Annotated in this window: 9 protein-coding genes; 4 read left to right on the forward strand and 5 right to left on the reverse strand. The window is 56.8% G+C overall.

Annotated elements, in window-relative coordinates; all coding sequences use genetic code 11:
- Positions 1 to 64 precede the first annotated feature (64 nt).
- The 3 genes from ACOTYN_RS14780 (at position 65) to ACOTYN_RS14790 (ending at position 5,286) form a co-directional block, all read left to right on the forward strand.
- Positions 65 to 2,779, forward strand: coding sequence for a glycosyl hydrolase family 18 protein (locus tag ACOTYN_RS14780; RefSeq protein WP_071922434.1), 2,715 nt, complete (start codon positions 65 to 67; stop codon positions 2,777 to 2,779).
- A 103-nt stretch (positions 2,780 to 2,882) separates the two neighbouring features.
- Positions 2,883 to 3,323, forward strand: a complete 441-nt coding sequence (gene iagB, locus ACOTYN_RS14785; RefSeq protein ID WP_014883183.1) for a type III secretion system invasion protein IagB — start codon at positions 2,883 to 2,885, stop codon at positions 3,321 to 3,323.
- A gap of 133 nt (positions 3,324 to 3,456) precedes the next feature.
- Entirely contained in the window at positions 3,457 to 5,286 is a 1,830-nt protein-coding gene (locus ACOTYN_RS14790; RefSeq protein ID WP_059372790.1) for a glycoside hydrolase family 19 protein, read from the forward strand.
- A 104-nt stretch (positions 5,287 to 5,390) separates the two neighbouring features.
- Here the strand turns inward: ACOTYN_RS14790 and ACOTYN_RS14795 are convergent, their stop codons facing one another.
- The 4 genes from ACOTYN_RS14795 to poxB all read right to left on the reverse strand — a co-directional run bounded on the left by ACOTYN_RS14795 (position 5,391) and on the right by poxB (position 10,702).
- The gene (locus ACOTYN_RS14795; protein WP_332958177.1) at positions 5,391 to 6,404 is read right to left on the reverse strand and encodes an NAD(P)-dependent oxidoreductase; all 1,014 of its coding nucleotides are present in this window, start codon (positions 6,402 to 6,404) and stop codon (positions 5,391 to 5,393) included.
- 89 nt (positions 6,405 to 6,493) lie between these two features.
- Complete coding sequence (locus ACOTYN_RS14800; protein WP_071922433.1) at positions 6,494 to 7,933, reverse strand: SDR family oxidoreductase; 1,440 nt, start codon at positions 7,931 to 7,933, stop codon at positions 6,494 to 6,496.
- A 10-nt stretch (positions 7,934 to 7,943) separates the two neighbouring features.
- Positions 7,944 to 8,945 (reverse strand): low-specificity L-threonine aldolase, encoded by a 1,002-nt coding sequence (gene ltaE, locus ACOTYN_RS14805; RefSeq protein ID WP_071922432.1) that lies wholly within the window; start codon positions 8,943 to 8,945, stop codon positions 7,944 to 7,946.
- 38 nt (positions 8,946 to 8,983) lie between these two features.
- A complete protein-coding gene (gene poxB / locus ACOTYN_RS14810; RefSeq protein ID WP_023332523.1) occupies positions 8,984 to 10,702 on the reverse strand; it encodes a ubiquinone-dependent pyruvate dehydrogenase in 1,719 nt (572 codons plus the stop codon).
- A gap of 151 nt (positions 10,703 to 10,853) precedes the next feature.
- On the opposite strand from poxB, the gene ACOTYN_RS14815 reads away from it, so the two are divergent.
- On the forward strand, positions 10,854 to 11,288 hold the full coding sequence (locus ACOTYN_RS14815) for a DoxX family protein (protein WP_023338201.1): 435 nt from the start codon (positions 10,854 to 10,856) through the stop codon (positions 11,286 to 11,288).
- A gap of 146 nt (positions 11,289 to 11,434) precedes the next feature.
- Here the strand turns inward: ACOTYN_RS14815 and hcr are convergent, their stop codons facing one another.
- Entirely contained in the window at positions 11,435 to 12,403 is a 969-nt protein-coding gene (gene hcr / locus ACOTYN_RS14820; RefSeq protein WP_180253510.1) for an NADH oxidoreductase, read from the reverse strand.
- Positions 12,404 to 12,405 lie beyond the last annotated feature (2 nt).

The raw sequence follows: 12,405 nt of genomic DNA on the forward strand, positions 1-12,405 counted from the left end.
CACGCCATGTTCTCAAGGAAGGCATGGGTATTAACGTTACGAATAAATTTATCAGGAAATAAAAATGAATTTTATGAAGCCTAAATATCTGGCGCTCTTTATTGCGGCGGCAACCAGCTCCGCATTCGCAGCGGCACCAGGCGCACCGTCCATTGGTTCCGGCAATGACAAATTTGCCCTGGTTGAAGTGGATCAGGCCGCTCAGGATTATAACAGTCTGGTTAAAGTCCATAATGACGGCGTAGATGTCAAAGTCGAGTGGAACGTCTGGAGCGGCGATGCGCCAACTTCAGCCAAAGTGCTGTTGGACGGTAAAACCGTGTGGACCGGTGCCGGCGGCGCGGCGGGCTCTGCAACGTTCAAAGTGAAAAAAGGCGGACGTTATCAGGAGCAGGTTGAAGTCTGTAACAACAGCGGCTGTACGAAAAGCGCCAGCAAGCTGATCATCGTTGCGGATACCGACGGTAGCCATCTGCTGCCGCTGAACACGACAATGCACGAGAACAACAAATCCTTCGCGCAGCATACCGATAAAGTGGTTGCGGCCTACTTCCCTGAGTGGGGCGTTTACGACCGTAACTTCCCGGTTGACAAAATTCCTGCTGCGAACCTCAACCACATTCTGTATGGCTTCATTCCAATCTGTGGCGGTGACGGCATCAACGACGGCCTGAAAACCGTAGAAGGCGGCAATAGCTACGGCGTGCTGCAGCGCGACTGCCAGGGACGTCCTGACTTTACCGTGGCGATCCACGACCCGTGGGCTGCCCTGCAAAAACCGCAGGCTGGCGTGTCCAACTGGGACGACCCGTACAAAGGTAACTTTGGTCAGCTGATGGCGCTGAAAAAAGCGCATCCGGACCTGAAAGTACTGCCATCTATCGGTGGCTGGACCCTGTCCGATCCGTTCTTCCACATGGGCGATCCGGCTATCCGCGCACGCTTTGTCTCCTCTGTTAAAGATTTCCTGCAGACCTGGAAATTCTTTGACGGTGTGGATATCGACTGGGAATTCCCGGGCGGCGGCGGTGTGACCGAGACGAAAGGCAACCCGCAGCAGGATAAAGCGACCTATACGGCGCTGATGCACGATCTTCGCGCGATGCTGAACGAGCTGTCTGCCCAGACTGGCCGTACCTATGAGCTGACCAGCGCAATCGGTGCCGGTAAAGATAAGATTGAAGACGTGGACTACACCACTGCTCAGCAGTACCTCGACCACATCTTCCTGATGAGCTACGACTTCTACGGCGGCTGGAGCAACACCGAGCTGGGCCACCAGGCTGCGCTGCATGCGCCAGCATGGCGACCAGACACCAACTACACCACGGAAAACGGGGTTGATGCCCTGCTGCAGCAAGGCGTACAGCCTGGCAAGATCGTGGTCGGTGCGGGCATGTATGGCCGCGGCTGGACGGGTGTACACGGCTACAGCGGTAACAATCCGTTCACCGGTACCGCGACCGGTATGGTGAAAGGTACCTGGGAACCGGGCGTGGTTGACTATCGTCAGATCGTTAACGAGTACAAAGGCAAACCAGGCTGGGAATACGGCTACGACGCGGATGCAGAAGCGCCATACGTGTTCAACAAAACGACGGGTGACCTGATCACCTATGAAGACGCGCGTTCTACTGCTGCAAAAGGCAAATACGTGCTTCAGAAAAACCTGGGCGGTCTGTTCGCATGGTCTATTGACTCCGATACCGGCGACATCCTGAACGCCATGAACGAAAGCCTGCTGGGTGGCGGCTCTACGCCGGTTGATCCTGTTGTGACCAACCATGCGCCAATCGCCTCTTCTGCAGACCAGAACGTTTCTGGCCCGGCAACCGTTACGCTCGATGGTTCCGCGTCCAGCGATCCAGACGGCGATGCAATTACCTACAAATGGACTCAGGTTTCTGGCCCATCGGTCACCCTGACCAACAGCACCAAAGCGAAAGCGACCTTCAACGTCGCGGCTGCGACCAGCGATCAGACCATGGTGTTCCGCCTGACGGTTACCGACGCCAAAGGCCTGAGCAACGCGATTGACGTGCAGGTTGTTAACAAGGCGCCGAAGGCTAACCAGGCACCGGTTGTGAACCCAATGGAAGCGGTGACGCTGCAGGCGGGTGAAACCTATGTTGTGCATGCACAGGCTGCGGATCCAGACGGTGATAACCTGACCTATACCTGGAGCGTTCCGGCAGATATGCACGCGACCGGTACTGACACCGCGAACGTGACCATCACTGCGCCAGAAGTGGCTTCTACCTCTTCCTACACCCTGAGTGTGGTGGTAGGCGATGGTAAAACCAGCGTGCAGTCTAACGTCCAGGTAACGGTTAATCCGAAACCAGCCGACGTGACGCCGCCAGCTGATGACGTGACTCCGCCGTCTGACGAAGTTACACCACCTGCTGATGACGTGACTCCGCCATCTGACGAAGGCACTGCAACCGGCAGCTGCGACGCACCGGTTGACGCCAACGCCGGCAACTACGCCGCGTGGGATTCCAGCAAAATCTACAACACTGGCGATACTGTAAGCTTCGACCATCTGGTGTGGAAAGCGAAGTACTGGACTCAGGGCAACCAGCCTGGCTTCGGCGTGGACGCATGGGAACTTGCGAGCAACGTGAAGATGAACTGGCGTTCTGATCTGGTGTACAACGGCGGCGAAACCACTACTTACCAGGGCAACGTTTACCGTGCCAAATGGTGGACCCGTGGTGACAACCCAGCGAACAGCGATGTATGGGTCAAAGAAGGCCCAGCGACAGATTGCCAATAATCTGAGCTGATAAAGACTCCCCCCGTATAAGGGGGGAGTAAATCAAAAATGATTTTACAGGATGTTGTTAAGGAGAAATAAACGAAACGGTCAGCAGGTAAAAATGAAAAAGTTAATTTTTTTATTATTGATTATCAGCCAAAGCGCGCTGGCAAACTGTTGGGATAAAGCGGCACATTATTATCACGTCGATCCTTATTTACTGTACGCCATTGCCAATGTGGAGTCGGGAATGAACCCGTATGCGGTCGGCAGAAACCATGACGGTACGCGTGACGTGGGGTTGATGCAAATTAACAGCTCACATTTTTCGGCACTGGAGAGCAGGGGGATAGATGAATATCGGCTAATAACCGAACCCTGTACCTCGATTATGGTTGGCGCATCGATTTTATCCAGCATGATTAAAGTGTATGGCTATAACTGGGAGGCGGTCGGCGCCTATAACGCCGGATTAAAGAAAGAAAATTATCCGCAACGCATGATATACGCCCACAAAGTGTGGAAAAAATATCAGGAACTGAAAGCGACAGCAAACGAATGAGTTTTTTATTTTTGAAGAATTCCTGAGGGTGTTCTTCGAAAAGAGAAAACAGCTGTCTGCGGTTTATTTATTAACGGATTAATACATAAGCCTGGATTGTTATTATTTAACTTAAATAAACAGGAATAGTGAAATGAACAAAAGGACGTTACTGAGTGTTCTCGTTGCCGGCGCATGCGTAGCACCGTTTATGGCGCAGGCTGCCTCGCTGCAAGCGACCACCAGTGAACCATACACCATGAACGCCAGCGATCTGGCGAAGAAAGAGAAAGAGCTGACCAGCTTCCCGCTGATGGATGCCGTAAAGGAAACCATTAAGACGCTGGACAACGCCCAGGTTGAACTGATTGAACCTGGTCGTGCGGCGAACCCGGAGAACGTGAAACGCGTGGAAGGGATCGTGAAAGCCAGCGACTGGGAATATCTCTTCCCGCTGCGCGCGCAGGCGTACACCTACAGCAACTTCCTGAAAGCGGTTGGTAAATTCCCGGCGCTGTGTAAGACCTACAATGACGGTCGCGACAGTGACGCTATCTGCCGTAAAGAGCTGGCAACCATGTTTGCGCACTTTGCTCAGGAAACGGGCGGTCACGAAAGCTGGCGTCCGGAAGCCGAATGGCGTCAGGCCCTGGTTCACGTGCGTGAGATGGGCTGGAGCGAAGGCCAGAAGGGCGGCTATAACGGCGAATGTAACCCGGACGTCTGGCAGGGTCAGACCTGGCCGTGCGGTAAAGATAAAGACGGCGACTTCCTGAGCTACTTCGGTCGCGGTGCGAAGCAGTTGTCCTACAACTACAACTACGGCCCGTTCTCTGAAGCGATGTACGGTGACGTGCGTACGCTGCTCGACAAACCTGAGCTGGTGGCGGATACCTGGCTGAACCTGGCGAGTGCGATCTTCTTCTTCGCCTATCCACAGCCGCCTAAACCAAGCATGCTGCAGGTTATCGACGGTACATGGCAGCCGAACGATCACGATAAAGCCAACGGTCTGGTCCCTGGCTTCGGCGTGACCACTCAGATCATCAACGGTGGCGTTGAGTGCGGCGGTCCAACTGAAATTGCACAGTCTGAAAACCGTATCAAGTACTACAAAGAGTTCGCGAACTACCTGAAGGTCCCTGTTCCGGCGAACGAAGTGCTGGGCTGCGCGAACATGAAGCAGTTCGACGAAGGCGGTGCTGGCGCGCTGAAGATTTACTGGGAGCAGGACTGGGGATGGAGCGCGGATACGCCAAGCGGTGCAACCTACTCTTGCCAGCTCGTCGGCTACCAGACGCCGTTCAGCGCGTTCAAAGAGGGTGATTACAGCAAGTGCGTGCAGAAGTTCTTTAACGTGAACATCGTTAACGACGACGGTTCCGTTACGCCGGATGAAACCCCGGTAACGCCAACGCCAACACCTACGCCGTCAGAAGACGAAACGCCGGCGCCAGCGCCAGTTCCGGATGAAACCCCGGCTGAACCTGCTGCGGTGAACCACGCGCCAGTGGCGCATATCGCGGGTCCAATTGGTGCAGTTGACGCCGGTGCGCAGGTTTCACTGAGCGCGGAAGGCTCTACTGATGAAGACGGCAACGCGCTGACCTATACCTGGCGTTCCCAGGACGGCCAGACCGTAACCGGTCAGGATAAAGCGGTAGTGAACTTCAAGGCGCCTGAATCGGCAACGGCTCAGCAAATTGAAATCAGCCTGACCGTGAGCGACGGTGAGTTGAGCAGCACCACCTCTTATCTGCTGAACGTGAAAGCCAAAGCAGCACCGTCTCAGGACGAAGGCACGTCTGGCGATTACGCGGCGTGGAGCGCGAACAGCAAGTACAAGGCCGGTGATATCGTGAACAACCACGGTAAACTGTTCCAGTGCAAACCGTTCCCGTACAGCGGCTGGTGTAACAACGCCCCGGCATACTATGAACCGGGCGCTGGCCTGGCATGGTCTGATGCCTGGACCGCTCTGTAAAAGCAAACGGCAACCGAAAGGTTGCCGTTTTAGTTTTTGCACCCTTTCCAGCGGTACGGTGCAGTTGTAGACCCGGTAAGGCGAAGCCGCCACCGGGCAACAGGCTAGCGGTGAAGTTTCCCGTGATCCCGTAACCACGCCGCCGTGCGCATAATCCCTTCATCCAGCGTCACCACTGGCCGATACCCCAGTTCGTTCTCTGCGCGTGAAATATTCAGCGTGAAATCAAAGTTGAGTTTTGAGACGCCGTAATGCGTCAGCGCAGGTTCTTTGGCCGCTTTACTGCCAAATCGCTCCATGCTGCGGGCAATCATGTCAAGCATGGGGTAGGGGACAGAACGGATGCGGCAGTCGATCTGCAGTTCATCAATCAGCCGCTGCACAATGCTGCGTAGCGTACAGGGTTCGCCGTTGGTGATGTTATAGGCGCGACCAGAGATCAGCTTATCGCAGTCCGGCTGGCTGGCCAGCCACATGGCGTGGACGGCGTTTTCGTAATAGGTCATATCCACCAGCGCATCGCCACCGCGCGGCAGCAGCACGCTGCCGTAGTGATGCATCATCTGCGCCAGGCGCGGAATAAACACTTTGTCGTGCGGTCCGAACAGGCTCTGCGGACGCAGTACCGTAAAACGGGTGTGCGGGTTCGACTGCGCCAGCAGGTCGATCACCTCTTCACTGGCCGCCTTGCTGCGCGCAAATTCACAGGCAAAGCGTGCCGGACGGAAATCTTCCTGCACATCGCGATGGTGATGATAGTCGAAATAGAGCGACGGGGAGGAGATATGAATAAAGTTACGTACCCCCCAGGCAACGGCCCATTCGCCCAGACGGCGGGTGGCCCGCACGTTGGCGAGATCGAAGGCTTCCTGGGTCCCCCACGGAGAGGTAAAACTGGAGCAGTGCCACAGCGTATCGATTCCGGCGAGCATCACCTTCGCCTGCGAGGAGACCAGCTCCGTCAGGTCGGCATGGACGAACTCTGCGCCCATTTTTTGCAGCAGTTTTCCCATCGCCTCGTTGCGACCGGTAGCCCTGACGCTAATGCCCTTGTTGCGCAGAAATTCGACCGCATTTCGGCCTAAGCCGCTGGTCGCCCCGGTAACCAGTACCTTCATATCAATCCACTGTGTTGAAAAAGAATTTCGTGCGCATTCTTTCGTGAATTACGGCGCTATGCAATGGGAAAGGTGAAAGAAAAAGCGTTTTAATGAGTTATTTTCGTTTTTTGTTCTGCCAGTTGCGCAATTCGTTTCGCCATTCCCCGGAAGATAAAAAGATGGGCGGGGATCATGAACAGCCAGTAAAAAAGGCCCGGCATCCCGTGCGGGTGCCACCAGGCGCGGACGTCCAGTTCCCGGCGATCGCCTTTATCCTTGAGGGTGAAGCAGAGTCGCCCCAGCCCCGGCGCTTTCATACCGAACAACAACGCCAGCTGCTTTTCCGGCTCGACGATGATCACTTTCCAGCTGTCCACCGCGTCGCCCACCTCAAGATACGGGCGCGCCGGGCGGCCTTTCGCCAGCCTGTGCCCCACCAGCAGATCCATTGTCCCCCGCGTTTGCCAGAGGAGATTGCCGAAGAAATAACGTTCTTTGCCGCCAATTTGGTTCACCACTTCCCACAGCGCCTCAAGGCTGGCAGAGGTTTTTACCGTGCAGCCCGCCTGTTTAGGGTAATAACCGTACTCCGGCCGCCAGCGGGCAAAGGCCTGCGCGTCATAACCCCAGTCGCTGGAGTTCACCAGCTGCTCTTCTTCTTTCAGCGTATTGCGTACCGCGTCGTCAAACCGGATCAGATCCTGAGGGATTAAGGCGCGCAGCTCGCGATCGTCCGCCAGCAGATCGTGTTTCAGACCCTGAATCAGCGCTTTGGCGGTGGTCGGCGGCACGGAGGTGATCACATTTAAAAACCAGACTGAGATCCAGCGGGTCGGGAAGGGGATGGGGAGCAGCCAGCGGCGGCGTCCGCTGACGCGCATGAAATGTTCGAACTGCTGCTGATAGCTCAGCACTTCAGGGCCTGCTGCTTCAAGCACCCGGTGTTGCTCCGCCGGGTGATCGAGCAATGCCACCAGATAGTGGAGCAAGTTCGCCAGCGCAATCGGCGTGGTACGCGAGCGGACCCAGCGCGGCGGCGTCAGTACCGGCAGGTTGTAGACCATATCGCGCATCACTTCAAAAGCGGCTGAGCCCGCGCCGACGATGATCCCTGCGCGCAGTTCGGTGACGGGGATATTCGCCCCGCGGAGGGTGTCCGCCGTCAGCTGGCGCGCGCGCAGGTGATCGGACTGCTCGCTCTCAGGCGCCTGTAGCGAACTTAAAAAAATCACCTGCTTCACCGGCGTTTGCAGCAGGGCATCGCGGACGTTCAACGCCACCTGTCGCTCGTGGGCGATAAAATCGCCGCCTTCGCCCATGCTGTGGACCAGGTAGTAAAGCGTGTCGACCTCTTCCAGCAGCGCGGGAAGCGTCTTCGGCCAGTTGAGGTCAACGTTGTGGCAGGTGACGCCCGGCAACGCCAGCTTTTGCAGGCGGTCGGTGTTGCGTGCCGCTGCCAGCACCTGATGTCCCCGCTGGCTCAACGCCGTGGTGAGATGCTGACCGATATACCCGCTGGCGCCCAGCACCAGAATGCGTTGCGGCACGTGAGGCTCCTTAGCGCTGTAAAAACGCCTGCCAGTGTTTCACCACCTCTGCCAGCTGTTCGCGATTCACGTCGAGGTGCATGACCAGACGCACCACCGGAGAGGCGTTGATCAGCACGCCGCGCGCTTTCATAAATTCGCCCAGCGCAGCGGCATGCTCGTCGCCCACGCGAATGAACAGCATGTTGGTGTCGTGGCGCATCACGTCCGCTCCGATCTCGCGTAGCTGTGTGGCCATCCATGCGGCGTTATCGTGATCGTCTTTCAGCCGCGCCACGTTATTTTTGAGAGCATACAGACCCGCCGCCGCCAGAATACCCGCCTGGCGCATGCCGCCGCCGGTCATCTTACGCCAGCGGTTGGCGCGCTTGATGTAATCTGCACTGCCGACCAGCAGGGAACCCACCGGCGTACCCAGCCCTTTGGAGAGGCAAATGGTGAACGAGTCGCAATATTGCGTAATCTCTTTCAGCTCGCAGCCGTACGCCACTACGGCGTTAAAAATGCGCGCACCGTCAACGTGCAGGCCGAGCTTGCGCTCGCGGGTGAAGTCCCACGCCGCTTTCAGGTACTCGCGCGGCAGCACTTTACCGTTGTGGGTATTTTCCAGACTGAGCAGTTTCGTGCGGGCGAAATGAATATCGTCGGCTTTGATTTTTGCCGCGACCTTATCGAGCGGGAGTGTACCGTCCGGCGCGGCGTCAATCGGCTGCGGCTGGATGCTGCCGAGCACCGCCGCACCGCCGGCTTCGTAGAGATAGTTATGCGCGCCCTGGCCGACAATATACTCTTCGCCGCGCTCGCAGTGGCTGAGCAGCGCCACGAGGTTCGCCTGCGTGCCGGTCGGCAGGAACAGCGCGGCCTCCTTGCCACTCAGCTCTGCCGCATAGCGCTGTAACGCGTTGACCGTCGGGTCATCGCCGTAGACGTCGTCCCCGACCGGGGCGGCCATCATCTCTTCGAGCATGGCACGGCTTGGGCGGGTAACGGTATCACTACGCAAATCAATCATTTCACATCCCTTTATTTTAAGAGGTCACGTGAAATGTTTTACCTGAGCCAGTTGGTTTTTGCCAGTTCGATCACTTCATCACCGCGGCCGCTGATGATGGCGCGCAGCATATAGAGGCTAAAACCTTTCGCCTGTTCCAGCTTGATTTGCGGTGGAATAGCCAGCTCTTCTTTGGCGACTACCACATCCACCAGCACCGGACCGTCGATAGAGAAGGCGCGCTGCAGGGCTTCATCCACGTCAGACGCTTTTTCCACGCGAATACCGGTGATGCCGCACGCCTCGGCAATGCGCGCGAAGTTGGTGTCATGCAGTTCGGTACCGTCCGTCAGATAACCACCGGCCTTCATCTCCATCGCCACAAAGCCCAGTACGCTGTTGTTGAAGACCACGATTTTGAGCGGCAGCTTCATCTGTACCACGGAGAGGAAATCACCCATGAGCATGCTAAACCCGCCGTCGCCGCACATGGCCACCACCTGACGTTCCGGTGCCGTCGCTTTTGCGCCCAGCGCCTGGGGCATGGCGTTGGCCATCGAGCCGTGGTTGAACGAACCCAGCAGGCGGCGTTTGCCGTTCATCTTCAGGTAGCGTGCTGCCCAGACGGTTGGCGTGCCGACGTCGCAGGTAAAAATGGCGTCGTCGTCAGCGAAATGACTGATCTGCTGTGCCAGGTACTGCGGGTGGATGGCTTTGTCGCTTGGTTTGGCGAGATCGTCCAGCCCCTTACGGGCATCGCGGTAGTCACTGAGGGCTTTATCAAGAAACGCGCGATCCGTTTTCTCCTCGAGCAGCGGCAGCAGGGCGGCCAGGGTGGATTTGATATCGCCTACCAGCGCCATATCCACCTTGCTGTGCGCGCCGATGCTGGCCGGATTGATATCGATCTGAATGATTTTGGCATCCGTCGGGTAAAACGCGCGGTAAGGGAACTGGGTACCGAGTAAAATCAGCGTGTCGGCGTTCATCATGGTGTGGAACCCGCTGGAGAAACCGATCAGCCCGGTCATTCCCACATCGTAGGGGTTGTCGTACTCGACGTGCTCTTTGCCGCGCAGGGCGTGAACAATGGGGGCTTTTAGTTTACCCGCGAATTCAAGTAGCTCTTTGTGCGCGCCCGCGCAGCCGCTACCGCACATCAGGGCAATATTGCTGGAGTAACGCAGCAGCTGCGCCAGCTTTTTCAGTTCTTCTTCCGCAGGCGTCACCACAGGCTGCGGGGCGTGATACCAGTGGGTGCTGGCCCCTTCTGGTGCGGACTTGAGGGCCACATCACCCGGGATAACGACCACCGACACGCCGCGGTTCAGCACCGCCTTGCGCATGGCGATTGCCAGAACCTGCGGGATCTGCTCCGGGGATGAAACCAGTTCGCAATAGTGGCTGCATTCACGGAACAGCTCCTGCGGATGCGTCTCCTGAAAATAGCCGCTACCGATTTCGGAAGAGGGGATATGGGCGGCAATCGCCAGCACCGGCACGTGGTTACGGTGGCAGTCAAACAGACCGTTGATCAGATGCAGGTTACCTGGCCCGCACGAGCCTGCACACACGGCCAGTTCACCGGTGAGCTGCGCTTCGGCTCCCGCGGCAAATGCGGCGACCTCTTCATGGCGGGTCGGCATCCATTCAATGGTTTTCATTTTGTTAAGGCTGTCGCTCAGTCCGTTCAGGGAATCGCCGGTTACGCCCCAGATACGTTTCACGCCAGCCTGTTCCAGGGTTTTCGCTATATATGCAGCCACGGTTTGTTTCATGGGTGTCCTTCTCCTTTTTGTGATATCGCTTACAAGCTTAGAAGAAAGTCGCTGTATTGCCTGCTCAACACCCCTCAATTAACAGGGTTTCCTTGCGCGATAATTCGGCATGATCTGGTGCTGACTCAGGTGAAAACAGGAATCATTTCAAATGGTTAAATCATTGTTAATTGCTGTTAATGAAAAGCTATCGTGCGACGATCTTGGCAAACTCTTGTTACGACTTGCCGTCGGTGGGTTGATGCTCTTTCACGGTTTGCACAAGTTATTCGGCGGCGTGGGCTTTATCAGCGGCATGCTGGTGGAAAAAGGGTTGCCGGGGTTTATCGCTTATGGCGTGTTGATTGGCGAAGTGGTGGCACCGATGTTGATTATTGTCGGGCTCTTTACGCGCCCGGCCGCGCTGATGCTGGCGTTTACGATGATTGTGGCATGGCTTATGGTAGGAATGGGTGAAACGTTCGCCCTCGATAAGGTTGGAGCATGGGCGATTGAAAGCCTGGTGTACTTCTTTATTGGCTCGCTGGCGGTGGCATTTTTAGGGGCTGGGCGGTTTGCGCTGGGGAAAGCACCGGCGTGGCGTTGAGGCTGTTGTCGATCGGGTAAACAATGTGCCGCCCGACAAAAAAGCCCGGTGGCGCTAGCGCTTACCGGGCCTACGACGTCCAGCCCCTACAAGGTAGGCCGGGTAAACGCAGTGCCACCCGGCAAAAACAGGGGCACCGCGTAAGATTATGCGAGGACCAGATCCCCCTGCGGATGGCATGAGCACGCCAGCACGTAACCTTCGGCAATTTCCGCGTCGGACAGCGTCATGGTGCTGGTGACAGTGTACTCACCTGAAACCACTTTCGTCTTACAGCAACCGCATACGCCCGCACGACAGGCGACCACTACCGGTACTTTATTGCTTTCGAGTGCCTCCAGCAAAGTCGTTCCCACGCGGCCAAAGAAGGTCTGCGCAGGCTGTAGCTTAGTAAACTGAATCCCGCTGGTTGCCGCCTCCGCTACCGGCGTGAAGAACTGCTCCTTGAAGAAGCGGGTCACGCCAAGCGCCTTCACTTCTTTCTCGACGATATCCATGTAAGGCGCCGGGCCGCAGGTCATCACGGTACGGTGCGCAATATCCGGCACGCTTTGCAGCAGCTCGCGGCTCAGACGACCGGGCACAAAACCGTGGACCGCATTGTGTTCTGCCACCAGTGTTACCGGATAATTACGCCACTCCTCGGCAAAAATGACATCTTCCGGAGAGCGAACGCTAAAGATCACCTGCACGTCGGCCTGCGGACGGTTTTTCGCCAGCCAGCGGCGCATGGACATAATCGGCGTGACGCCACAGCCCGCCGCCAGCAGCAGGAATTTATCTTCCGCCTTGTCGTCACAGGTGAAATCGCCCTGGGCGTCTGACAGCCAGATATAGTCTCCGCGCTTCACGTCACGGGTCAGCCACTGCGAGCCGGCACCGTCATCAATACGGCGAATGGTAAGCGTGATGTATTCGCTCACGCCCGGCGTTGAGGAGATCGTGTAGGCACGCAGGGTGTCCGCCGAATGGCGGACACTGACCAGCGCATATTGACCGGCACGGTACGGATAGTAATCGTGGCAAATCAGTGAGAGCGTCCACACATCCGGCGTCTCCTGGTGGATGTGATGAACCTGCATCCGCCACGGACATTGTGAGGTTGGCATGGTCATGA

This window comes from Enterobacter cloacae complex sp. IR5458, assembly GCF_049238025.1.
Classification (GTDB): Bacteria; Pseudomonadota; Gammaproteobacteria; order Enterobacterales; family Enterobacteriaceae; genus Enterobacter; species Enterobacter kobei.

Excerpts from the sequence above, each read along its gene's own strand:
- ACOTYN_RS14790 (WP_059372790.1), top strand. The coding sequence starts at position 3,457 with ATGAACAAAAGGACGTTACTGAGTGTTCTCGTTGCCGGCGCATGCGTA.
- ACOTYN_RS14815 (WP_023338201.1), top strand. The coding sequence starts at position 10,854 with ATGGTTAAATCATTGTTAATTGCTGTTAATGAAAAGCTATCGTGCGAC.
- iagB (WP_014883183.1), top strand. The coding sequence starts at position 2,883 with ATGAAAAAGTTAATTTTTTTATTATTGATTATCAGCCAAAGCGCGCTG.
- hcr (WP_180253510.1), bottom strand. The coding sequence starts at position 12,403 with ATGACCATGCCAACCTCACAATGTCCGTGGCGGATGCAGGTTCATCAC.
- ltaE (WP_071922432.1), bottom strand. The coding sequence starts at position 8,945 with ATGATTGATTTGCGTAGTGATACCGTTACCCGCCCAAGCCGTGCCATG.
- ACOTYN_RS14780 (WP_071922434.1), top strand. The coding sequence starts at position 65 with ATGAATTTTATGAAGCCTAAATATCTGGCGCTCTTTATTGCGGCGGCA.
- poxB (WP_023332523.1), bottom strand. The coding sequence starts at position 10,702 with ATGAAACAAACCGTGGCTGCATATATAGCGAAAACCCTGGAACAGGCT.
- ACOTYN_RS14795 (WP_332958177.1), bottom strand. The coding sequence starts at position 6,404 with ATGAAGGTACTGGTTACCGGGGCGACCAGCGGCTTAGGCCGAAATGCG.